Raw genomic sequence first — 23,804 nt, 5'->3', positions numbered from 1 at the left:
TGGGAGCGAGCCTGCTCGCGAAAGCGATTTGTCATTCAACATCGATGCCGACTGACAGGGCTCCTTCGCGAGCAGGCTCGCTCCCACATGGATTGCACTCTTCAATAGAGGCACTCAACGGCCATGGCCGTGGCTTCGCCGCCGCCGATGCAGATCGCTGCAACACCGCGTTTCAGGCCTTTCTGGCGCAGGGCCGAGAGCAACGTCACGAGGATCCGCGCACCGGACGCACCGATCGGGTGGCCCAACGCGCAAGCGCCGCCGTGAATGTTGACCTTCTCGTGTGGGATTTCCAGTTTGGTCATGGTCACCAGACTGACCACGGCGAAGGCTTCGTTGACTTCAAATAACTCGACCTCGTCCAGCGACCAACCGGTTTTCTTCATCAGCTTTTTGATTGCGCCCACCGGTGCCACCGGAAACAGCCCCGGTGTGTCGGCAAACGCGGCGTGGCCGTGAATTACTGCCAGCGGTTTGAGACCGCGCTTTTCAGCTTCGGAGCGACGCATCAGCACCAGTGCCGCCGCGCCATCGGAGATCGAACTGGAGTTCGCCGCTGTCACGGTGCCGCCGTCGCGGAACGCCGGTTTCAGCGAGGCGATTTTGTCGAGCCTGGCTTTGGGCGGCTGCTCGTCGTTGCTGATCAGCACCTGCTCTTTGCCGACGGTCACGGTGAGCGGCACGATCTCGTCCTTGAAGCTGCCGTCCTTGATCGCTTGCTGGGCGCGGGTGGTCGAAGCGATGGCAAACGCGTCCTGGGCTTCGCGGGTAAAACCGTTGGTGTCAGCGCACTCTTCGGCAAAGGTACCCATCAGGCGGCCCTTGTCGTAGGCGTCTTCGAGGCCGTCGAGGAACATGTGATCGAGCACACGACCATGGCCCATGCGGTAACCGCTGCGGGCGCGGTCCAGCAGGTATGGCGCGTTGGACATGCTTTCCATACCACCCGCCACGACCACGTCGGCACTGCCGGCGACGAGCATGTCGTGGGCCAGAATGGTCGCTTCCATGCCCGAACCGCACATCTTGTTCAGCGTGGTGCAACGGGTTGATTTATCCAGGCCCGCGCCCAGTGCAGCCTGGCGCGCAGGGGCCTGGCCGAGGCCTGCGGACAACACGCAGCCAAACAGCACTTCTTCAACCGCATCGGCGGCGACACCCGCGCGCTCAACCGCTGCGCGAATCGCCGCAGCACCCAGTTGCGGAGCTGTCAGGCTTTTCAGTTCCCCTTGGAAACCGCCCATCGGGGTGCGGACAGCGCTGACGATAACGATAGGATCGTTGGCAATAGTCATGATAAATCCTCCTTATTTGGCGGCCATACGCAAGGCGCCGTCGAGACGGATCACCTCGCCATTGAGCATGCTGTTTTCAATGATATGCCTGACCAGCGCGGCATACTCGTCCGGTTTGCCCAGACGCGGCGGGAATGGCACGCCGGCGGCCAGGGATGCGCGGACTTCCGGGGTCATGCCGGCCATCATCGGGGTTTCGAAAATGCCCGGGGCGATGGTCATCACGCGGATGCCGAAACGCGCCAGTTCACGGGCAGCAGGCAACGTCAGGCTGACGATCGCGCCTTTGGAAGCGGCATAGGCCGCCTGGCCGATCTGGCCATCATACGCCGCTGCCGAAGCGGTGTTGATAATCACGCCGCGCTCGCCATCGGCGTCCGCGTCGGTTTCGGCGATGGCTGCTGAAGCCAGGCGCAGCATGTTGAAGCTGCCGATCAGGTTGACGTTGATCACCTGGCTGAAACTGGCCAGCGCGTGGGGGCCGTTCTTGCCCAGGATCTTCTCGCCACGCACGATGCCGGCGCAGTTGACCAGGCCGTTGAGGCCACCGAAGGCGTTGACGGTCGCCTGCACGGCCGCTTCTGCCGCGGCTTCGTCGCTGATGTCGGCGACGACGCTTTTCGCGCCAATACGCGCTGCCTGAGCCGCAACGGCTTCAGCATTCATGTCCACCAGCATCACCTTGGCGCCCGCCGCGACCAGCATTTCAGCCGTGGCCGCACCGAGTCCGGAGGCACCGCCGGTGACGAGAAAAACCTTGTTTGCGATCTGCATCATTGTTTCCTTGATTCAAGCTGAAACGTTCTTCGCGGCGGCCTCTTGAGCCTTGGCGATTTCCTGGTTGCGCAAGATAAAGCGCTGCAATTTGCCGCTTGGGGTTTTCGGCAATTCACTGACAAATTCGATTTCACGGGGGTACGAGTGCGCGGCCAGACGTTTGCGCACGTGTTGGCGCAGCTCTTCGGCCAGTTCTGGCGCGGCCCGGTATTGCGGGTTGAGCACGACAAAGGCTTTGACCAGTTCGGTACGCTCTGGATCAGGCTTGCCGATGACCGCTGCTTCGACCACTGCAGGGTGTTCGATCAAGGCACTTTCCACGTCGAACGGGCCGACGCGGTAGCCGGAGGTGGTGATCACATCATCACTGCGGCCGACGAAGCTGATGCTGCCGTCCGGATTCCACTCGACGGTGTCGCCGCTCAGGTAATAGTTGCCGACAAAGGCCTTGGTCGGTGCGCCTTCGTAACCGGCGAACCAGCACATCGGCGACTGGGTGCGGTCAATCGCCAGGATGCCCGGTTGGCCGACGCCCAGCTCCCTATAGTCCTCGTCCAGCACCACGATGCGGTGGCCGGGCGAGGCAAAACCGGCGGCGCCCATGTGGATGGGATGTTCCAGACCATGGTGATTGCATAAGACCATGCCCAGCTCGGTCTGGCCGTAATGGTCGTGAATGACCACGCCGAGATTGTCGGCGAACCAGCGGATGACTTCCGGGTTCAGCGGCTCGCCAGCACTGCTGACGATGCGCAGTTTGCCTTTGATCGAACGGGCGAACTCGTCGCCTCCCGCGATCAGCAGACGGTAAGCCGTCGGTGAACCGGTGAGGTTGGTGATTCCGTATTTGTTGATCACCCGGCAGGTGCTTTCGAGGCTGAACGGGCCATCGTAAAAGGTGATCGGATGCCCCATCGACATCGGCCCGGTGACGCCGAAATAAATGCCGTAGGCCCAACCCGGATCGGCGACGTTCCAGAACGCGTCTTCAGGGCGCAAGTCCACCGCGTCGCGGGTGTAGCTCTGGAACGCGACGATGGCCTTGAGCGGCACCGACAGGGCTTTCGACGGCCCGGTGGTGCCCGAGGTGAACATCAGCAGGAACGGGTCTTCGCCGGTCAACAGTACCGGTTCGCACATCGAGGAATAATTGGCCAGTTCGGCCCAGAAACTGAAATCGCCGCGGACGATGCCTTGTCCTTTGGCGCCAGCGACGGTCACGATGGTCGGGCAGTCGGCAACTTCCGCGAGTTTGGGGCGGTTGACCGCATCGGTCACCACCACTTTGGCGCCCGAGCAACTGAGGCGGTGCTCGATGGCTTTTGGACCGAACGCAGTGAACAACGGTTGGTAAACCGCGCCGATGCGCCAGGTGGCGAACACAGTGATCAATAATTCGATATTACGTGGCAGGAGACCGGCGACTTTGTCGCCTTTCTTCACGCCCTGGGCCAGGAGGTAGTTGGCGAAACGCGCGGCTTTGTCTTGCAGATCGGTAAAGGTATACGTCGCGCTGGCACCGTCGCGGCCTTCCCAGAACAACGCGATGCGCCCCGGCAAGGCATGCCGGTCACAACACTCGACGCAGGCGTTGAGGGCAGTCAAGTCGCCAGCGAGTGCTGCGTCGACGGTGTGCTGATAATTGAACTGTGATGCAGCAGACAAGTAATCGCGCATTGCCAGAATCCCTCTGTTTTTTATTAGGTTGGGGAACCGTAATTAACAGGGAAATATTCGCTCTACGCGTAGAACACGGCAATGGTCAAAGTTATCAAGTTGCTTGACTGGTTTGGCCAAGGGTTGAGAGTTGCGGCGCCTGTCAGGGCCTCTTCGCGAGCAGGCTCGCTCCCACATTTGAAATGCATTCTCCCCCTGTGGGAGCGAGCCTGCTCGCGAAGGCGCCAGCCCCCTCAATACAAAATCCGGATCAGTCCGCCTCATTGAGAATCAGGCTTCGGTAATGCCCCGGATTGGACCCGGACCACTTGCGAAACGCCTTGTAGAACGAGCTGGCATCAGCAAACCCCAGGCGGGTGGCGATCTCGGCGAAGCTGATACTCGGTTCAGCCAGCCAAACAATGGCCAACTCCTTGCGCACGCTGTCTTTGAGCGCTTGATAGGTCTGCCCCTCCTCCGACAGCCGGCGACGCAACGTCGAAGCCGACATGCACAACTGTTGCGCCAGCGGCTCGGTTTCAGGCCAGTGTTCGGCGGGCAGTTGGCGCAGGTCATGTTTGATCCGGCTGGCCAGGCTCTGCGGATCACGGTACTTCACCAAAATGTTGGCCGGGGCATGTGCCAGGAACCGTTTGAGTTCCTCAGCGCTGCGCTTGATCGGCAGGTCCAGGCAATCGGCCGAGAAAATCATCCGCGTGCGCGGCCGGTCGAAACGCAGGTTCTCGGAGAACATCACGCGATAATCGTCGCAAAAATCCGGCTCTGAACAACGCAACTCGATGGCCAGGATCGGAATCCGCCGCCCCGCCAGCCAACAGGCGACGCCATGGACGATCATCCAGTAAGTGAAATAGGTAAAGGCGCGACGCGGGGCCTGCTCGTCCTCCAGCAACACGATTTCGGCCAGGCTTTGCTGACGAACCAACTGCGCGGGAATGTGTTCGAGCATCAACGACAGGAAGCTCAGGCCCGAGGTTAATCCCGCCGCCAGGCTCGGCTGGATCATCGAGCAGCGACACAGAAATTCCAGACTGCCCGATTTGAGTTTGCGCGGGTCCATGCCAAAAAACTCATCGTCACCGCGCCGGGCCAGCAACCGCCACAGGCGCGCGTAAGCAGTGGCCGGGACTCGCCCACCGCTAGTGGCCAACAGCGCCGGATTGATCCCGACCTTGTTCAGCACTTCGTCAGTGGCCAGTCCGGGGGCGCAACTTTGCAACAGTGCTTCGCGCACCAGTTGAACGGCGATGGTGTCTTTTTCTGACATTGAGTGTTGCGAGCCCTTGTTTAAGTGGTGCGCATATTAGCGCAGCAGACCCTCTGTAGGAGCAGGCTTGCCCGCGAAGAACGATTACACGGTTACGCTGAAACACCGAGACGTCTTCTTCGCGGGCAAGCCTCGCTCCTACAGGAGGGCAGTGTGATGTGCAGGGTAGTTCAGCTCAGGTTCAGGTAATGGCAATCATCCGCGTATGCGAATGAGTGTCATTATGTTACAAATACGCATCTTCTCTACAGACGCGACGGTGCTGAATGCTTGTTCCTTTTCTGATCATGCTGCGCGAAGGCATTGAAGCCGCGTTGATCGTTGGCATCATCGCCAGTTATCTCAAGCAGACCGGCCGTGGCCAGTGGATGCCCGCCGTGTGGGTTGGCGTGCTCCTTGCCGTTGCCCTGGCCCTGCTGGTGGGCGGAGGCCTGGAACTGGTCAGTGCTGAATTCCCGCAAAAACAACAGGAACTGTTCGAGGGCGTCGTCGGCCTGTTGGCCGTCGGCATTCTCAGCTCGATGGTGTTCTGGATGCGCAAGGTGGCGCGTTCGATCAAGCATTCGCTGCATGTTTCCCTCGATCACGCGCTGACCGGTTCCACCCATCAGGTCACAGCGCTGATCGCCATGGTGTTTTTCGCCGTGGCCCGGGAAGGCCTGGAAACGGTGTTCTTCTTGCTCGCGGTGTTCCAGCAAAGTGAAGGGCCGGCGGCACCGATCGGCGCCCTGCTCGGCCTGATCCTGGCAATCATTGTCGGCTTCCTGATCTACACCGGCAGCATGCGCCTGAACCTCGGCGCGTTCTTCCGTTGGACCGGGCTGTTCATCCTCGTAGTGGCCGCCGGCATCCTCGCCAACTCTGTGCAAGCGCTGCATGAAGCCGGGGTCTGGAATCACCTGCAAACCGTGTTGTTCGACGTCAGCGCGACGCTGCCAATGGATGGCCCGCTGGGCTCAGTGCTGGCCGGCATGTTCGGGTATCAGGACGCGCCGACTGTCAGCACCCTTGGCGCTTACTTGATTTATCTGGTGGTGGCGCTGGTGATGTTTTTTCTCCCGCCCCCCTGTAGGAGCGAGCTTGCTCGCGATGCTCGTGAACGATAACGCGTTAAACCGGATGGTCAGCGCCGCGTGTGAGTTTTTCGCGAGCAGGCTCGCTCCTGCAAGGAGCATGTGGGTTGCGATATTTCAGCAGTTATTTACAGCCAATAAGGGCTCCCATGCCAAATCAAGCCTCTCCCCAGGCCTCGCCTCCCCGCGCCTTGCGCTGGGCGGTGGCCGGTTCGGTGATCGTGATGATCGCTGCCGGTGGCCTGTTTTATTACGCCTCGAAAATGGCCGCGGCCAAGCGCCAGCCCCACCATGACGAAGTGACAGTCACCATTCACCCGCACAGCTGCGAGCCGAATGCGCTGACGGTGCCGGCGGGCCGCGCCAGTTTTCGTATCGTCAACCGTTCGGATCGGGCCGTTGAATGGGAAATCCTCGACGGCGTGCTGGTGCTCGAAGAGCGGGAAAACATCGCCCCCGGCCTGAGTCAGGTGATCAACGCCAACCTGTTGCCCGGCGACTACGCAATCACCTGCGGCTTGTTGAGCAACCCGCGCGGCACCTTGCATGTCACGCCGACCGCGGCGTCCGACGCCGCGGCCAAGGCAAAACCTTCGATGGTCGCTTTCGTTGGACCGTTGTCGGAATTTCGCGTCTACCTGGGCAGCCAAAGCAGCGCGCTGATCAAGGCTGTCGCGGCGCTGGAGCAAGCGATCAATGCCGACGACCTCAGCCAGGCGCAAGCCTTGTACGTGCCGGCCCGCGCCGCTTATCAACGAATCGCCCCGGCCGCCCAGCGCCTGGCCGAACTGGATAACGCAATCAACGCACGCGCTGACTACTTCGAGAAGCGCGAGCAAGATCCGGACTTCGTTGGTTTCCACCGCATCGAATTGGCGCTGTTCCAACAGCGTAACCTCGACGGTCTGGCACCGATTGCCCAGCGCCTGATCGCTGATGTCACTGCGCTCAAACAACAACTGTTGGCCCAATCCCTGCCGCCGGAACAACTGGTGAGCAGTGTGGTGCGTAACCTCAACAGCCTCGCCGACGTTCGTGCCCGCAGTGGCGAAGAAGAACGCTACAGCCATCTCGATTTGAACGGTTTCGCCGCGAACCTCGAAACGACCCAAAAGGTCGTCGACCTGTTGCGTCCGTTGCTGACCAAAACCGCCGCCGAACTGCTGCCGAAGATCGACAGCGCCGTCACCGAACTGGATGCCGAACTCAAAGGCTTTAAGGTCAAGGATGGCTACGCGAGCTACGACACGGTCAGTGCCGAACAGCGCAAACAGATCGCCGACAAGGCGAAAACCCTGGCCGACGCACTCGATGCAATCGATCCCGCCCTTGGCCTCTCCGGCCTATAAGCAGAAGACGACTTATCAGATGAACGATTCAGAACACTTCAACCTTCAGCGTCGCCGGATATTGATGGGCATGGGCGCGGCCGGCGTTGCCCTCGCCGGTTCGGCATTGAGCTGCCCGGCCATGGCCGCCAACCCGGCCCAAGTCACTGAAGCACCGAGCAGCGACAAGACCGAAGATCGCCACCCGTTCCATGGCCAACACCAGACCGGCATCATCACGCCGCGTCCGGCGTCTGGCATGCTGGTGTCATTCGATGTATTGGCCAGCGACCGCGAGGACCTGGAACGCCTGTTCCGCACCCTCAACCAACGCATCGCGTTTTTGATGAAGGGCGGCCCGGTGACACAGGTCGACCCGAAACTGCCACCGGTGGATTCGGGGATTCTGGGCCCGATGGTGACGCCGGACAATCTGACCATCACCGTGTCGGTGGGCGAGTCGCTGTTCGACGAGCGGTTCGGCCTGGCCAACGCCAAACCGAAGCAGCTGATCCGCATGGTCGGCTTCCCCAACGATGCGCTCGAAGCCGATTGCTGCCACGGCGACCTCAGCTTGCAGTTCTGCTCCAACACCATCGACACCAACATTCATGCGCTACGCGACATCCTGAAAAACCTGCCGGACTTGCTGTTGGTGCGCTGGAAACAGGAAGGCAGCGTGCCGCCGCAGGCTCCGGTGAAACCGGGTGTGCCGGCGCAGAGCGCGCGTAACTTTCTGGGTTTTCGCGATGGCTCGGCCAATCCGAATTCCAACGACGCCAAGGCCATGGACAGCATCGTCTGGGTCCAGCCCGGTAGCGATGAGCCGGCGTGGACGGCTAACGGCAGCTATCAAGCGGTGCGAATCATCCGCAACTTCGTCGAGCGTTGGGACCGTACGCCGTTGCAGGAACAGGAAGGCATCCTCGGCCGGGTCAAAAGCACCGGCGCACCGATGGGCGCCGCGCATGAAACCGAGGTCCCGGACTACACCAAGGACCCGGAAGGCAAGCTGACCAAACTCGATGCGCACATCCGGCTGGCCAACCCGCGCACCGCCGCGACCCAGGCCAACCTGATCCTGCGCCGGCCGTTCAACTACTCCAACGGGGTGAACAAGAATGGCCAGTTGGACATGGGCCTGTTGTTCATCTGCTACCAGGCCGATCTGCACAAAGGCTTCATTACCGTGCAAACCCGCCTTAACGGCGAACCGCTCGAGGAATACCTCAAGCCGGTCGGCGGCGGGTACTTCTTCACCTTGCCCGGTGTTACGGGCGACAAGGACTTCATCGGTCGTTCGCTGCTTGATGCCACCCAACCCGCTCCTCAACCTAAAAACGCCTGAACAACGCCCACACGGAATCGTCCCATGAAAAAGTCGCCTCTCGCTTTATTGCTGACCCTTGGTTTGCTCAACACCCCGTTTTCGGCTTTTGCGGCAACGGCACCGCTGGACCTGGTGGGGCCGGTCTCGGACTACAAGCTCTACGTCACCGAACAACTGGACGAACTGGCCAGCCATACCCAACAGTTCACCGACGCGGTGAAAAAAGGTGACCTGGCCACCGCACAAAAGCTTTACGCACCGACCCGTGTTTACTACGAGTCGATCGAGCCGATTGCCGAACTGTTCAGTGACCTGGATGCGTCCATCGACTCCCGTGTCGACGACCACGAGAAAGGCGTGAAAGCCGAAGACTTCACCGGTTTTCACCGCATCGAATACTCGCTGTTCACGGAAAAAAGCACCAACGGCCTGGGCGAGCTGGCCGATGGCCTGAACAAGGATGTGAAAGACCTGCAAGCCCGCGTAGCCGGCCTGACGTTCCCGCCTGAGAAAGTCGTCGGTGGCGCTGCTGCGCTGCTGGAAGAAGTGGCCGCGACCAAGATCTCCGGTGAGGAAGATCGCTACAGCCACACCGACCTCCATGACTTCCAGGGCAACATCGACGGCGCGAAGAAAATCGTCGACCTGTTCCGCCCGCAGATCGAGAAGCAGGACGCCGCGTTCATTGCCAAGGTCGACAAGAATTTCGCTTCCGTCGACAAAACCCTGGCCAAGTACAAGACCAGGGATGGCGGTTTCGAGACGTATGACAAGGTGAAAGAGAACGACCGCAAAGCGCTGGTCGGGCCGGTGAATACCTTGGCTGAAGACCTGTCGATGTTGCGTGGGAAATTGGGTTTGAACTGATTATTTGTAGCGTTTAAGCGGGCCCCTTCGCGAGCAGGCTCGCTCCCACGTCGATCACAAATCCACTGTGGGAGCGAGCCTGCTCGCGAAGGCATCTACCCCGCCTTGTTAGCCCTCACAACATCCGATAGAGCAACCGCTCGATCCGCACCCGACTGACGCGCTTGAGAAACTTGGCCACTGCCGCCGGGTACTCCAGGAGTGTTTCCAGGTCCTGATAACGCTCGATGCGTGTGGTGTTCTGGAAGATCTCCGCCAGTTCCTTGTTACGCGGCTCGAGCAATTCGCCTTTCGGGTCATCGATCAGCAATGCGTTTTCCAGGTCGAGGCGAAACGCTCGCGGGTTGAGGTTGTTACCGGTCAGCAAGGTGTAGCGCTGATCGACCCACATGCCTTTGAGGTGGTAGGTGTTATCGCCATGCTTCCACAGGTGCAGGTTCAACTGACCACTGTCGATGCCGGGTTGATGCCCTTTGGCAAAGCGTCGCAGGCTGATTTCGTAGAGATACGGCAACGCCGCGATCACCTTGAACGGTTCGCTCGGCGGGATATAAAAGTCGTTGGCCGTCTTGTCGCCGACGATGATATCAATCTTCACCCCCCGCGCCAGCGCCCGGTTGATTTCCCGGGTAACGGCCAGCGGCAAGTTGAAGTACGGCGTGCAGATGATCAGATGATGTTGGGCGCTGGCGATCAGCTCGCAAATCACCCGGCTCAACGGATTATTCTTGCCCAACCCCAGCAACGGGCTGACTGACAGCTCGCCCCTCATCGTGCTGCCTAGCGTGGTGTCGTAGGTCGCGTGTTTGAGCCGACTGCGCAGGTCACCGATGTCGTTGCGCAGGCTGCGGGTGGTCGGCAAGTTCGGTAAATCGAGACGATGCACCGCTTTTGACGTCATCAGCCCATGCTGAATCAGGTGCTGCATCGAATCGGCCAACGCGCGGTTCTGCAACAAGTGATAACGGTCGTAGCGGTACTTGTCGAATTTGTGCAGATAGACGTTGTTCAGACTTGCACCGCTGTAGATCACGCAGTCATCGATCACGAAACCTTTCAAATGCAGCACACCGAACAGCTCGCGAGTCTGCACGGGCACGCCGTACACCGGCACCTCACTGTGGTGAGTGCGGGTGGTTTCCTGATACCAGGCCGCGTTGCCCGGCTGCTTGCCGGCGCCGATCAAACCACGTTGGGCGCGCAGCCAGTCAACCACCACGACGACGTCCAGTTGCGGACGCGCCAGTTTGGCAGCGTGCAAGGCGTCGAGAATTTCCTGGCCGGCCTCATCCTGTTGCAGGTACAGCGCGACGATATAGATGCGCTGAGTTGCACTGGCGATTTTTTCCAGCAGGCAACGACGGAACTCGGCAGCGCCAGAGAGGATGGTGACGGCATCCGCGTTCAGCGGAAAACTGCGCAGTTTGGGCAGCAGAGAGCGTTTGAAAAGCGACGGCATAGGGCTCGCAATGGGTCGAATCCGAAGAACCCGAGAGCTTACACCATGGATCCGTTTGGGTCTTGTTACTGTCTGTAATGGCCTCTTCGCGGGCAAGCCTCGCTCCTACAAAAACACGCCCCCCCGTAGGAGCGAGGCTTGCCCGCGAAGGCATTTTCACAGGCACAAAAAATACCTGCTTGACCATGAAGAACGTTCGTTCTACAGTTCGCCACATGAACGAAACAATCAGCAACGCCACACGCGACATTATTCTGGACGTCACCGAAAAGTTGATCTACAAAAGTGGCATCGCTGCCACCGGCATGGATCTTCTGGTGAAAACCGCCGGCGTCTCCAGAAAGAGCATCTACCGCTACTTTGCCAACAAGGAAGCGCTCATTGTCGCGGCCCTGCAACGCCGCGACCTGCGCTGGATGCACTGGTACCGAAGTGAAGTCAACCGGGCCGAGAGCCCGGCCGAGCGATTGCTCAACCTTTTTACCGTGCTCAAGGCCTGGTTCGCCTCCGAAGGCTTCCGCGGTTGTGCGTTCATTAACACCAGCGGCGAAACCGGCGACCCACAGGACCCCGTTCGCCTGGTCGCCAAGGAACACAAACAGAAGCTGCTCGACTACGTGCACGAGCTCTGTACCGAATATGGCGCTAAAGACCCGGAGACGCTGGCCAAACAGCTGCTGATCCTGATCGATGGCGCCATCACCGTGGCGCTTGTCATGGGGGATCACAGTGCCGCCGATAATGCGCAATGCATGGCGCGAAAGTTATTGGACCTGTCATGACTCAATCAAGCCCGACAACGCGTTGAACTGTACTTTGATAGGGAGACTTATATGTCTAACACTGAAGTTCGTCCGCCATTACCGCCCTTCACCCGTGAATCGGCGATTGAAAAAGTTCGTCTGGCCGAAGATGGCTGGAACTCCCGCGATCCGCAGCGAGTGTCCCTGGCCTATACCCTGGACACAAAGTGGCGTAACCGCGCCGAGTTCGCCAACAACCGTGAAGAAGCCAAAGGTTTTCTGACCCGCAAATGGGCCAAGGAACTGGACTACCGACTGATCAAGGAACTCTGGGCCTTCACCGGCAATCGCATCGCTGTGCGATACGCCTATGAATGGCACGACGACTCCGGCAACTGGTTCCGTTCCTACGGCAACGAGAACTGGGAGTTCAATGAAGACGGATTGATGGCCAATCGGTTTGCCTCCATCAATGACCTGCCGATCAAGGAAAGCGAGCGCAAATTCCGTTGGCCGCTGGGACGCCGACCGGATGATCATCCGGGCTTGTCTGATCTAGGCCTGTAAACACGATCCCCCTTGTGTGCGAGCCTGCTCGCGAAGGCGGCTTAACCTTCAACATAATCGTTGACTGATGAACCGCTTTCGCGAGCAGGCTCGCTCCCACAAGGGTTTTGTGGTGTAGACCGGTCGCCGCAAAAGTCGGATATAGGTAAGATGTCGCCCCTTTCCCGCAGTCCTTTCCTGCACCCCGCCGAATAAGCCGACTCCATGCCTTTCGAACTCAGTGTTGACCTCACCACTCTGGCCATTCTGGCCTTTGTCGCATTCATCGCCGGCTTCATCGACGCCATTGCCGGTGGCGGCGGTCTGTTGACGACGCCGGCGCTGTTGACCGCCGGCCTGCCGCCACATCTGGTGCTGGGCACCAACAAATTGAGTTCGACGTTCGGCTCGGCCACCGCCAGTTTCACCTTCTTCCGCCGTAAGCTGTTCCATCCCAAGCAGTGGGTGCACGCGATTGTCGGCACCCTGGTCGGCGCATTGACCGGTGCCGTGGTCGCGCATTACCTGCCTGCAGAATGGCTGAACAAAATGCTCCCGATCATCGTCTTCGCCTGCGGCCTGTATTTATTGTTTGGCGGCACGCCGAAAGCGCCGCTGGACAGCGACGCGCCGATCAAGAAAAAGTGGCAATCGACCCAAGGCTTCAGCCTCGGTTTCTATGACGGTGTGGCAGGCCCCGGTACTGGCGCGTTCTGGACGGTCAGCAGCCTGCTCATGTACCCCATCGACCTGGTGAAGGCCAGCGGTGTGGCGCGCAGCATGAACTTCGTCAGCAACATTGCGGCGCTGTCGGTGTTCATATTTTCCGGGCAAGTGGACTGGATCATCGGCCTGAGCATGGGCCTGTCGGTGATGGTCGGTGCCTTCTTCGGCGCCCGCACCGCCATCAGTGGCGGTGCAAAATTCATCCGGCCGGTGTTTATCACCGTCGTACTGGGACTGACCGTGCGGTTAGCCTGGCAACACTGGTTCAGCATGGCCTAAGCGCCGCGCCACGTAGACGTCGATCAGGTAACGGGCAATCGAGCGGGACGCCGGCAAAGGCGGCAGCTCGTGAACGTTGAACCACTGGGCGTCTTCAATCTCGTCTTCCTGACAAACAATCTCGCCGCCGGCGTACTCGGCGTGAAAGCCCAGCATCATCGAATGCGGGAATGGCCAGCACTGGCTGCCGAGGTACTGGATGTTCTTGACCTCGATCTGCACCTCCTCGCGCACCTCGCGAATCAGGCAGTCTTCGGCGGATTCGCCCGGCTCGGCGAACCCGGCCAGCGTGCTGTAGACACCGCTGACGAAGCGCGGTGAGCGCGCCAACAGGACTTCATCGCCACGTGTGACCAACACGATCATGCTCGGCGAAATCCGTGGGTAATAGCGTATATCGCAGGGTTCGCAATACATCGCACGCTCCCGGATGACCTGGCTCGTCGCCTGCCCGCAATTGCCGCAAAAGCGGTGCTCACGGGCCCAGGTGCCGATTTGCGCGGCATAACCCAGCACCTTGTAGACCGTGTGGTCGCCGTCCAGCATAAAGGCTCGCAGGCCTTTCCAGTTGCAGCCCGGCACTTCGCTGTGACTGCGCAGTTCCAGCAAATAGACCGGCTCGCCATCCAGATGGCCGATACCGTGTTCGGCGAGGATCGTCAGGTCCTGACGCTTGAGCCATTCGCGCGGGAACAGTGCGCCATTGTCATCGAACAGAAAGCCTTCAGGGCTGCGCGCTACGGCCCAGCCGCCCGGTTGATCGGCATCCAGTACTGCGGTGGTCCAGCGTGAAGTCATTTTTCAATCAATCCAGAAATTCGGGTTTCTGTTTGCTCATATGGGCGGCCATCGCCACGCGCAGATCGGTGGATTGAAGCATGGCCGCGTTCCAGGTGGCGACATATTCAAGGCCGTCGTCGATGCGATGATCGCGCATGTAGCTGATCATCTCTTTCGTGCCAGTGACGGCAATCGGTGACTTGCCGGCGATTTCACGGGCAATGCCCATGACCCCGTCGAGCAGGCTGGCCGTGTCGCTGTAGACACGATTGACCAGGCCCATGCCACGCGCTTCCTCGGCACCGAACGTGCGACCAGTGTAAGCCAGTTCACGCAGCATGCCGTCACCGATGATCCGCGGCAAGCGTTGCAAGGTACCGACGTCCGCCGCCATGCCGATGTCGATTTCCTTGATCGAGAACTGCGCATCCTCGGCAGCGTAGCGCATGTCGCAGGCTGCAATCAGGTCGATGGCGCCGCCCAGGCAATACCCCTGAATCGCAGCCAGCACCGGTTTGCGGCAGTTGTCGACGGCATTGAACGACGCCTGCAAAGCAAGAATCTTGCGGCGCAGCAGGCGCGCGTTACGCCCGACATCCTTGCCCAGTTCATTGGCCACGCTGGCGAGCATCATCAGGTCAATGCCCGAGGAAAAATGTTTACCGGCCCCACTGAGCACCACCACCCGCACTTCGTCGGTGTCGTCGACCCACTGGAAGATATCGATGATCTCGCTCCAGAACGCGGCATTCATCGAATTGATCTTTTCCGGGCGATTGATTTGCACGTGGGCGATTTTGTCAGCCAGTTCGACGGTGAATGCAGTGTACTGAGACAAGGTAGTGATCCTTTACCGGACAAAATGAGGCACGAACTATAACAAGGCACCTTGGCTGGCAGTAAGGCAGTGGTTCGGCCAAAAGCCGGACGCACCAGCGCACCATAGTAGTGCACCAATGCTGCAACACCTCGCACATCAATGTGACTGCCAGGTTACTTTTTGGGGCTTGGCTTAAAAAAAACGTGCCCTTCGTCGGAGCGTTGGCGCTCCTATTCTGTACGTCCGTACCTCTTTGAACCGATTGTCGAACAATTTTGCCATCTGGCCTGCACCGCTCTAACTTCTGGCCTAGACTCATTTCCGCGGGGCAAAACCGGTCGGTCACAAAGTGTAAAAAAAATCGAAACTTTTGCCGTTTGTGATCGGTCCTCTGAAAGGTAAGTGCGTTGCGACTGGTGCAGTCCTTGCAACGACCACTCCAGCCATTCTGCTTCAACGCATGGGCGGCATTTGCTTACCGATGCGAAGCGCGTTTGCGCCCGGCCACAGGAATTGGCCACGAAACACCGTTTGTGCCAGACCTAAGAATTAGATCAACAACACGGGAGATTCATATGATCAGTACGGCTTTAGACATTCAGGGAGAACGTGCTCATCAGCAGGTCGGCGAATCGAACGCCGTGAGTGCACCTACGGCCCAATCGGTCATCGTCCCCGGCACCAAGACACTGGCACCCGTTGCCAGTCAGAATCCCAATAGAAAGAAAGTGTTGTTCGTGACCTCGGAAATCGCCGACCTGGTGAAGACCGGTGGTTTGGGTGACGTTTCTGCAGCACTGCCCCGGGCCATGGCCCAATTGCACGATGTACGCGTGCTGATCCCGGGCTACCCGCAGGTGCTGCATAGCGAAAATCCGATTCATATTATTGGCGAGCTGGGCGGTCATGCCGCATTGCCGCCCTGCAAGATCGGGCGCATGGACATGCCTGATGGTCTGGTCATTTACGTGTTGATTTGCCCTGAACTCTACGAGCGCGAAGGTTCGCCTTACGGCGCCAACAACGGCCGCGACTGGCCGGATAACCATATCCGTTTCGCCCGTCTGGGCCTGGCGGCCGCCGATATCGCCGCCAACCTTGCACAAATTCACTGGTGCCCGGACCTGGTGCACGCCCATGACTGGCCTGCCGGCCTGGCGCCTGCGTACATGCACTGGCGTGGGCAGCGCACCCCGACGCTGTTCACCATTCATAACCTCGCCTATCAAGGCGTGACCAGCCTGGGCTCATGCCCGGAGCTGGGCATTCCCCTGCATGCACTGCAACAGGAAGGCATGGAGTTTTACGGCAAGATGTCGTTCCTCAAGGCCGGCATGGCCTATTCGAGCCATATCACCACGGTCAGTGCCACTTACGCCCAGGAAATCACGACCCCCGCCTTCGGTTGCGGTCTCGACGGTTTTCTCGCCGCCAAGACCCAGCAAGGTTTGCTCAGCGGGATTCCTAACGGCATTGATGAAAGCTGGGACGCCGCCACCGATCCGCACTTGTTGTGCCCCTTTGCCATCGGCGACTGGGACGGCAAAGCGGTCAATGCAGCGCATGTGCGCGAACTGTTCGGCCTGGACGACTCCGAAGGTCCGCTGTTCGCCGTGGTCTCGCGCCTGGTGTATCAGAAAGGCCTGGACCTCACCGAAGCCGTCTCCGAATACATCGTCAAGTCGGGCGGCCAGATCGCGATCATCGGTCGGGGCGAACCGGAAGAAGAACAAGCCATGCGTGAACTGGCCCTGCGTTTCCCTGGCCAGATCGGTGTGCGTATCGGCTTCAACGAAACCGATGCCCGCCGCATGTTCGCCGGTAGCGACTTCTTGCTGATGCCCTCGCGTTACGAGCCTTGCGGCTTGAGCCAGATGTACGCCCAGCGTTTCGGTTCGTTGCCGGTAGCGCGCAACACCGGTGGATTGGCCGACACCATTGAAGACGGTGTTACCGGATTTCTCTTCGACGAGTCCACGGTGGAGAGCTATCAGGAAGCGCTGAACCGCGCGTTCAAAGTGTTCGCCTTCCCCGGCCTGCTCCATGCCATGCGCTGCCGCGCCATGGCGGCGCCTTTCAATTGGTGCAAAGCCGTCGAACCGTACGCCGAACTCTATGAACAGCTGGTCGCCAGGGCGTTGGGTAAATCGGGCCATAAATAGGAAGAGGTTTTCAAAGATGCCGTTACGGACCCTTGAGACCTGGCCCCACGGCGCAATCATGCTGGACGCAGAGCACACGCGTTTTGCCTTGTGGGCGCCCGATGCGTTTTACGTCAGTGTCGAACTGGAAGATGGACAATCCTTGCCGCTACTGCCTCAGGACGATGGCTGGTTCGTGATCCAGACCCGCTGCCCCGCTGGCACGCGTTACCGCTACAACATCGACGGTGAAATCGAGGTGCCCGATCCGGCCTCCCGCGCGCAGGCCGGTGATATACACCGGCCAAGCGTGGTGATCGATCCCTTCGCCTACCGTTGGCAACACAACGCCTGGTCAGGTCGCCCTTGGCATCAGGCGGTGATTTACGAACTGCACGTCGGTGCGCTCGGTGGCTTCAGTGCAGTCGAGCAGCACCTGGCGCGCCTTGTCGAGCTGGGCATCACCGCGATTGAACTGATGCCGCTGGCGCAATTCCCTGGCGAGCGCAATTGGGGCTACGACGGGGTTCTGCCCTTCGCGCCCCAGGCGTCCTACGGTTCCCCCGAACAACTCAAACACCTGATCGACACCGCCCACGGCCATGGCCTGGCGGTGATACTCGACGTGGTTTACAACCACTTCGGCCCTGACGGCAATTACCTGCATCGCTACGCTAAAAGCTTCTTCCGTGAGGACAAACACACCCCGTGGGGTGCGGCTATTGATTTCCGGCGTCGCGAGGTGCGGGACTTCTTCATTGAAAACGCCTTGATGTGGTTGTTCGAGTACCGCTTTGATGGCTTGCGCCTGGACGCGGTGCACGCCATCGAAGACCCGGACTTTCTTCAGGAGTTGGCGCAACGGGTTCGGCAACAAACCGATCCGGCGCGGCATGTGTGGCTGACCGTGGAAAACGAGCACAATCAGGCCAGCCTGCTAGGGGAAGGATTCGACGCCCAATGGAACGACGACGGGCATAACGCCCTGCATGTGCTGCTGACCGGTGAAACCGACGCCTATTACGCCGACTATGCCCAGAACCCCACCGAACAGTTGGCCCGTTGCCTGAGCGAAGGCTTTGTTTTCCAGGGACACCTCACCCGCCACGGGACACCCCGCGGAGAACCCAGCGGTCATTTGCCGCCGAGTGCGTTTGTGCTGTTTCTGCAAAACCACGATCAGATCGGCAATCGCGCCTTTGGTGAAAGACTGCATCAACTGGCCAACCCTCAGGCGCTGCAGGCAGCCACGGCGCTGTTGCTGTTGTCGCCGATGATTCCCCTGATGTTCATGGGCGACGAGTTCGCCGCCGAACAACCGTTCCTGTTCTTTACCAGCCACCACGGTGAACTGGCGGAGTTGGTGCGCGAAGGACGGCGTAACGAGTTTGCAGCGTTCAGCGCGTTTACTGATCCGCACAAACGCGAACAGATCCCCGACCCGAACGCGCGCCGCACTTTTGAGGCTTCACGGCCGACGCTTACCCCTACCCGACAATCGGCCATGCACGACTTGTATCGCGACCTGTTACAGATCCGCCATCAGCAGATCGTTCCACGCCTGCCCGGCGCCCAGGCCCTGGGCACCGATGTATTGGCCAAGGGCGCCGTCTCGGCGCGCTGGCGGCTGGGCGATGGCAGTCAGCTGCGCATTGATCTGAACCTCGGCAATACCCCCGTGGTCCACACCCCACAGTCCGACGCCAAGGTGTTGTTCGAATACCCACCAACCTCAGCCAGGCTTTTGGATCAGGGCACACTTGCCCCGTATTGCGCGCTTGTCAGCCTCACGGCCGCAACCCCCTTGCTACCCCCGGATGGAGAGCGCCCATGAGTGACGCGCAACTGGAAATACTGGCCACCCGAGCGGGCCTGGCAGTCGACTGGATCGACGCCAACGGTCGCCCGCAAAAAGTGACATCCTCGGTGTTACGCACCGTCCTCAGCTGTCTCGGCCACCCGGCCGGCAGCGCTCGGGAAATCGACGCCAGCCTGCAGCAATTGCAGCAGGTGCAACAGACTCACCGCCTGCCGCCGCTGATCACTGCAGACGTCGGCGTCGGGCTGAACCTGGCCCATTACTTTGGGCCCGAAACGCCTTGCGAAATACACCTCGAAGATGGCTCGCGACTCAAACTGAATCTGGATGCCAATGCGGTACTTCCCGGCCTGATCCCGATCGGTTATCAGCATGTCAGCATCGACGGACAAACATTCACCCTCGCGGTCGCACCGGAGCACTGCTACAGCGTGGGCGACGCCGTTGGCAGCCCAATCCCCCGTGCCTGGGGATTGAGCGTGCAGCTGTACTCGCTGCGTCGTCCGGGTGATGGCGGTTTCGGCGATACCCAGGCACTCGAAGACCTGGCCCGAGTGGCCGGCGAGCGCGGCGCCGATGCCTTGGCGATCAGCCCGCTGCATGCGATGTTCAGCAACGACACCCAGCGTTACAGCCCGTACTCGCCCTCCAGCCGATTGTTTCTCAACAGCCTTTATGCAGCGCCGGGGGCGATCCTTGGCGAGCGAGCGTTGCGCGCGGCGATTGATGCCACCGGACTGGCCGATGAGTTGATGCGTCTGGAGGACATGCCGCTGATCGATTGGCCGTCCGCCGCCGAAGCCAAGCATCGTCTATTGCAGGCGCTGTACGAAGCATTTGTCCAGGGTGAACACCCACTGCACGCCGACTTCAGCAGCTTCCGCCATACCGGTGGCGAAGCCCTGGAAAATCACTGCCGCTTCGAAGCCATTCAAGAGGCCCGCGCCGCCAAAGGTGAAAACCTCGACTGGCGTGAATGGCCCGAACAATGGCGACACCCACGCAGTGCTGCGCTGGCCGAGTTTGCCGAAGAGAACGCTGGCCGCATCGGCTTTTTCGCCTTCTGCCAATGGCTGATCACGCGCTGCCTGGAGCGTGCCCAAGCTGCCGCCCGCAGCAGTGGCATGAACATCGGGCTAATTGCCGATCTGGCGGTCGGTGCCGACGGCGCGGGTAGCCAGGCCTGGAGCCGGCAGGACGAACTGCTCGCCTCGCTGACCGTCGGCGCGCCACCGGACATACTCAATCGCACCGGCCAAGGCTGGGGAATTTCCGCGTTTTCTCCGGAAGGTCTGGTACGCAATGGCTTCCGTGCGTTCATCGAAATGCTCCGAGCCAACTTCGCCCACGCCGGCGGCCTGCGGATCGATCACGTCATGGGCCTGCAACGGCTGTGGGTGATCCCCAATGGCTCACTGCCCGCCGACGGCGCCTACCTCTATTACCCAGTGGACGACCTGCTGCGGCTGCTGGCGCTTGAGTCCCATCGTCATCAGGCGATTGTGCTCGGCGAAGACCTCGGCACCGTGCCGGACGGTCTGCGGGAGAAACTCATCGCCCGCTCGATCCTCGGCATGCGCGTGCTGCTGTTCGAACAGGACAACGCACACTTCAAGCCAATTCTCGACTGGCCGGACAACGCCCTCGCGACCACCAGCACCCATGACTTGCCGACCCTCAATGGCTGGTGGCATGGCCGCGATATCGACTGGAATGCCCGCCTCGGCCTCACCGATGCCAACGGCGAAATCGACTGGCGCCATCATCGCGAACGGGAACGCGAGGGCTTGCGTCGAGTGTTGAGCCAAGATCCGCAAAATTTCCGTGAAGAGTCACACGAAACCGATCAGGTGCTCGACGCTGCGACGCGCTTCCTTGGGCATACCCGAGCACCGCTGGTGTTGTTGCCCATGGAAGATGCCCTGGGCATCGAACAGCAAGCCAACCTGCCAGGCACCATCGACACACACCCCAACTGGTCCCGGCGACTACCCGGCGACAGCGAAGCGCTGCTCGATAACGCCGACGCGGCCCGACGTCTCGAATTGCTCGCCTGCGCGCGACTACAGGCGGCCGAGCGTGATCAATGAATCAGACCTTGGTCCAGCCACTGCGAGCCACCCTGCGACTGCAATTTCATAAAGGCTTCACGCTGGACCAGGCGGTGCCGCTGGTGCCGTACTTCGCCCGCCTGGGCATCAGTCATGTTTACGCCTCGCCACTGCTCTGCGCCCGTGCCGGCTCCCTGCACGGTTACGATGTGGTGGACCCGACCACGGTCAACCCCGAACTGGGTGGCGAAGCGGCGTTGCGTCGGCTGGTTGCCGCGTTGCGTGAGCGCCAGATGGGGTTGATCCTCGATGTCGTTTCCAACCACATGGCCGTCGGCGGTAGCGATAACCCCTGGTGGCTGGACTTGCTGGAGTGGGGACGCCTGAGCCCATACGGCGAGTTCTTCGATATTCAGTGGCATTCGCCCGATCCGTTAATGGAAGGCCAGTTGCTGCTGCCGTTTCTGGGCAGCGATTACGGTGTGGCCTTGCAGGACGGCACCCTGCCCCTACGCTTCGATGCACAGCGCGGCGCGTTTCATGTCGAGCACTACGATCATCACTTCCCGATTTGCCCGATGAATTATGGCGAACTGCTCAAGTCGGACACCGAACGGCTCAAGTCTCTCGCGGACCGCTTCAGCACCTTGAGTTACCAGACCGACGCACACAGCCTGGCCATTCCCTTGCAGGAGGAACTGCAGGAACTGGCGCGTGATCCGGCTATGCTTCAGGTCATTGAGCAGAACCTGAAAGCCTACGACTCATTCACCCCGGAAGGTTTTCAACGCCTGCACAACCTGCTTGAGCGCCAGAGCTATCGCCTTGCCAGTTGGCGCACGGCGGCGGATGACATCAATTGGCGGCGCTTTTTCGATATCAACGAACTCGGCGGGCTGCGAGTCGAACGCCCGGCGGTGTTCGAGGCGACCCACGCGAAGCTCTTCGAGCTGGTGGCTAAGGGCATGGTGGACGGCTTGCGTATCGACCATATCGACGGTCTTGCTGACCCGCGCGGTTACTGCCGCAAACTGCGGCGTCGGGTCGATAGCCTGGCGCCGGACCGGCACCTGCCGATCTACGTCGAGAAGATCCTTGGCGAAGGTGAAACCCTGCACCGCGACTGGTCGGTGGACGGCACCACCGGTTACGAATTCATGAACCAGTTGTCGCTGCTGCAACATGCACCCGAAGGCGCCCAGGTGCTGGGCGACCTCTGGAGCCAGTACAGCGAACGGCCCGCCGATTTCCGTCAAGAAGCCCAACTGGCTCGCCAACAGATCCTCAACGGCTCACTCGCCGGGGATTTTGAAAGTGTCGCCCAAGCCCTGTTGCAAGTGGCCCGTGACGACCTGATGACCCGCGACCTGACCCTCGGCGCGATCCGTCGGGCCTTGCACGAACTGATCGTGCATTTTCCGGTGTATCGAACCTATATCAGTCCCTGTGGCCGCTCTGCCGAAGACGATGGGTTTTTCCAGCAGGCCATGGACGGCGCACGGCAAACCCTCGGCGAAGCTGACTGGCCGGTGCTCGATTGCCTGGCCGGCTGGCTGGGGGGGGAGCCTTGGCGCAAGCGCCCGGCAGGTCGCCCGCGCAAACTGCTCAAACATGCCTGCGTGCGGTTTCAGCAGTTGACTTCACCGGCAGCCGCCAAGGCTGTCGAAGACACTGCGCTCTATCGCTCGGCGGTGTTGCTTTCACGCAATGACGTCGGGTTCAACACCGAACAGTTCAGCGCGCCGGTGGCTGACTTCCATGCGGCCTGCCTCAATCGCCTCAAGGAATTCCCGGACAATTTACTGGCCACGGCCACCCACGATCACAAACGCGGCGAAGACACCCGCGCGCGATTGGCGGTCGTGAGTGAACGCAGCGACTGGTACGCCGGGCAGGTCGACCACTGGCGAACCCTCGCCATGCCGCTGCGCACCGACGACAGCGCACCGTCGGTTGGCGACGAGTTGATTCTCTATCAAGCCATCCTCGGCAGCTGGCCACTGACACTGCGCAGCGACGATCTGCCGGCCCTCGAGGACTATGCCAAACGCCTCTGGCAGTGGCAGCAAAAAGCCCTGCGCGAAGCCAAATTGCAAAGCAGCTGGAGCGCCGCCAACGACACGTACGAGCAAGCGACCGAGGCCTTTCTCACGCGACTGTTGTTGAGCCCGCAGGGCCAGGCATTGCGCTCGGCGCTGGGTCAGGCCGCTCAGACAATCGCCGCCCCCGGTGCACTCAACGGTTTGGCGCAAACCTTGCTGCGAATGACCGTGCCGGGAGTGCCGGATCTCTACCAGGGAAATGAGTTCTGGGACTTCAGCCTGGTAGACCCGGACAACCGCCGGCCGGTGGATTACGCCAGCCGCCAGCAGTCAATGCAGGTGCCGCTCGACCTGCCGGATCTTTTGGCGAACTGGCGCGACGGGCGCGTCAAGCAAACCTTGATTGCTCAGACCTTGAACCTGCGTGCCGAGCATGCCGAGTTGTTCCGTCGAGGGACTTATCAAGCCCTGGACATTATCGGCAGCCAAGCGCATCGGGTCCTCGGTTTCATGCGAGAACAGGCGGGCGAAAGGGCCATCGTGATCGTACCGATACGCTGCGCCGACCTGCTGAAAAACGATGCCGGGCCACACGTTGGCGCGCCGCTGTGGGGCGATACGAGGGTCAAATTGCCATTCGCCGCCCCTGATAAAAATCTGAAGGGACTTTTTTCAAGCGTCGCAGTCACACAACACAGGGAGCTGATGATCAGCGCCGCGCTGGGGGACTTCCCGGTCAATCTCTTTATCGAAACTAGTCACACTTAAGTTCAGTTCAGGAGCA

18 protein-coding genes are annotated in these 23,804 nt (G+C 60.4%); 11 read left to right on the top strand and 7 right to left on the bottom strand.

The features are described 5' to 3' along the window. Positions 1-101: 101 nt before the first annotated feature. From ACM6IR_RS13585 to ACM6IR_RS13570, 4 genes are all read right to left on the bottom strand, one after another. Complete coding sequence (locus ACM6IR_RS13585; protein WP_414908177.1) at positions 102-1,295, bottom strand: acetyl-CoA C-acyltransferase; 1,194 nt, start codon at positions 1,293-1,295, stop codon at positions 102-104. 12 nt (positions 1,296-1,307) lie between these two features. Next, positions 1,308-2,069 (bottom strand): SDR family NAD(P)-dependent oxidoreductase, encoded by a 762-nt coding sequence (locus ACM6IR_RS13580; protein WP_414908176.1) that lies wholly within the window; start codon positions 2,067-2,069, stop codon positions 1,308-1,310. 15 nt (positions 2,070-2,084) lie between these two features. Further along, positions 2,085-3,749 (bottom strand): AMP-binding protein, encoded by a 1,665-nt coding sequence (locus ACM6IR_RS13575; RefSeq protein ID WP_414908175.1) that lies wholly within the window; start codon positions 3,747-3,749, stop codon positions 2,085-2,087. A gap of 250 nt (positions 3,750-3,999) precedes the next feature. Further along, positions 4,000-5,016 carry an AraC family transcriptional regulator gene (locus ACM6IR_RS13570; protein WP_414908174.1) on the bottom strand — a complete coding sequence of 339 codons (1,017 nt, stop codon included), beginning with the start codon at positions 5,014-5,016 and terminating at the stop codon, positions 4,000-4,002. 266 nt (positions 5,017-5,282) lie between these two features. Here ACM6IR_RS13570 and efeU point away from each other — a divergent pair, with 266 nt between their 5' ends. The 4 genes from efeU (at position 5,283) to efeO (ACM6IR_RS13550) (ending at position 9,614) form a co-directional block, all read left to right on the top strand. Continuing rightward, positions 5,283-6,122 carry an iron uptake transporter permease EfeU gene (gene efeU / locus ACM6IR_RS13565; RefSeq protein ID WP_414908173.1) on the top strand — a complete coding sequence of 280 codons (840 nt, stop codon included), beginning with the start codon at positions 5,283-5,285 and terminating at the stop codon, positions 6,120-6,122. A 116-nt stretch (positions 6,123-6,238) separates the two neighbouring features. After that, complete coding sequence (efeO, locus tag ACM6IR_RS13560; RefSeq protein WP_414908172.1) at positions 6,239-7,438, top strand: iron uptake system protein EfeO; 1,200 nt, start codon at positions 6,239-6,241, stop codon at positions 7,436-7,438. A 19-nt stretch (positions 7,439-7,457) separates the two neighbouring features. Next, complete coding sequence (efeB, locus tag ACM6IR_RS13555; protein WP_414908171.1) at positions 7,458-8,765, top strand: iron uptake transporter deferrochelatase/peroxidase subunit; 1,308 nt, start codon at positions 7,458-7,460, stop codon at positions 8,763-8,765. Between the two features lie 24 nt (positions 8,766-8,789). Then, entirely contained in the window at positions 8,790-9,614 is an 825-nt protein-coding gene (gene efeO, locus ACM6IR_RS13550; protein WP_414908170.1) for an iron uptake system protein EfeO, read from the top strand. Between the two features lie 115 nt (positions 9,615-9,729). On the opposite strand, the gene pssA is transcribed toward efeO (ACM6IR_RS13550), so the two are convergent. Continuing rightward, complete coding sequence (gene pssA, locus ACM6IR_RS13545; RefSeq protein WP_414908169.1) at positions 9,730-11,073, bottom strand: CDP-diacylglycerol--serine O-phosphatidyltransferase; 1,344 nt, start codon at positions 11,071-11,073, stop codon at positions 9,730-9,732. Positions 11,074-11,288: 215 nt separating this feature from the next. On the opposite strand from pssA, the gene ACM6IR_RS13540 reads away from it, so the two are divergent. The 3 genes from ACM6IR_RS13540 to ACM6IR_RS13530 all read left to right on the top strand — a co-directional run bounded on the left by ACM6IR_RS13540 (position 11,289) and on the right by ACM6IR_RS13530 (position 13,367). Next, the gene (locus ACM6IR_RS13540; protein ID WP_414908168.1) at positions 11,289-11,855 is read left to right on the top strand and encodes a TetR/AcrR family transcriptional regulator; all 567 of its coding nucleotides are present in this window, start codon (positions 11,289-11,291) and stop codon (positions 11,853-11,855) included. Between the two features lie 51 nt (positions 11,856-11,906). Continuing rightward, entirely contained in the window at positions 11,907-12,383 is a 477-nt protein-coding gene (locus ACM6IR_RS13535; RefSeq protein WP_414908167.1) for a DUF1348 family protein, read from the top strand. A 204-nt stretch (positions 12,384-12,587) separates the two neighbouring features. Next, positions 12,588-13,367: a TSUP family transporter gene (locus tag ACM6IR_RS13530; protein WP_414908166.1), complete on the top strand. Its 780-nt coding sequence runs from the start codon at positions 12,588-12,590 to the stop codon at positions 13,365-13,367. Here ACM6IR_RS13530 and nudC read toward each other — a convergent pair. Both nudC and ACM6IR_RS13520 read right to left on the bottom strand, forming a co-directional pair. Further along, positions 13,335-14,165 carry an NAD(+) diphosphatase gene (gene nudC / locus ACM6IR_RS13525; RefSeq protein ID WP_414908165.1) on the bottom strand — a complete coding sequence of 277 codons (831 nt, stop codon included), beginning with the start codon at positions 14,163-14,165 and terminating at the stop codon, positions 13,335-13,337. The genes ACM6IR_RS13530 and nudC overlap by 33 nt on opposite strands. A 7-nt stretch (positions 14,166-14,172) precedes the next feature. Next, positions 14,173-14,985, bottom strand: coding sequence for a crotonase/enoyl-CoA hydratase family protein (locus ACM6IR_RS13520; protein ID WP_414908164.1), 813 nt, complete (start codon positions 14,983-14,985; stop codon positions 14,173-14,175). Positions 14,986-15,542: 557 nt separating this feature from the next. Here ACM6IR_RS13520 and glgA point away from each other — a divergent pair. Genes glgA through ACM6IR_RS13500 form a run of 4 tightly spaced genes read left to right on the top strand, consistent with a single transcriptional unit; the run spans position 15,543 to position 23,788 of the window. Continuing rightward, positions 15,543-17,129 carry a glycogen synthase GlgA gene (gene glgA / locus ACM6IR_RS13515; RefSeq protein WP_414908163.1) on the top strand — a complete coding sequence of 529 codons (1,587 nt, stop codon included), beginning with the start codon at positions 15,543-15,545 and terminating at the stop codon, positions 17,127-17,129. A gap of 16 nt (positions 17,130-17,145) precedes the next feature. Next, positions 17,146-18,942, top strand: a complete 1,797-nt coding sequence (gene treZ, locus ACM6IR_RS13510; RefSeq protein ID WP_414908162.1) for a malto-oligosyltrehalose trehalohydrolase — start codon at positions 17,146-17,148, stop codon at positions 18,940-18,942. Continuing rightward, positions 18,939-21,017 (top strand): 4-alpha-glucanotransferase, encoded by a 2,079-nt coding sequence (malQ, locus tag ACM6IR_RS13505; RefSeq protein ID WP_414908161.1) that lies wholly within the window; start codon positions 18,939-18,941, stop codon positions 21,015-21,017. Before treZ ends, malQ begins: the two co-directional genes overlap by 4 nt. Next, a complete protein-coding gene (locus ACM6IR_RS13500; RefSeq protein ID WP_414908160.1) occupies positions 21,014-23,788 on the top strand; it encodes a malto-oligosyltrehalose synthase in 2,775 nt (924 codons plus the stop codon). Before malQ ends, ACM6IR_RS13500 begins: the two co-directional genes overlap by 4 nt. The last annotated feature ends 16 nt before the right edge of the window (positions 23,789-23,804 follow it).

The organism is Pseudomonas sp. IT-P253, from assembly GCF_949768125.1.
Classification (GTDB): domain Bacteria; phylum Pseudomonadota; class Gammaproteobacteria; order Pseudomonadales; family Pseudomonadaceae; genus Aquipseudomonas.
Note: the sequence above shows the minus strand (reverse complement) of the source record. Positions and strands in the feature narration are given on the sequence as shown.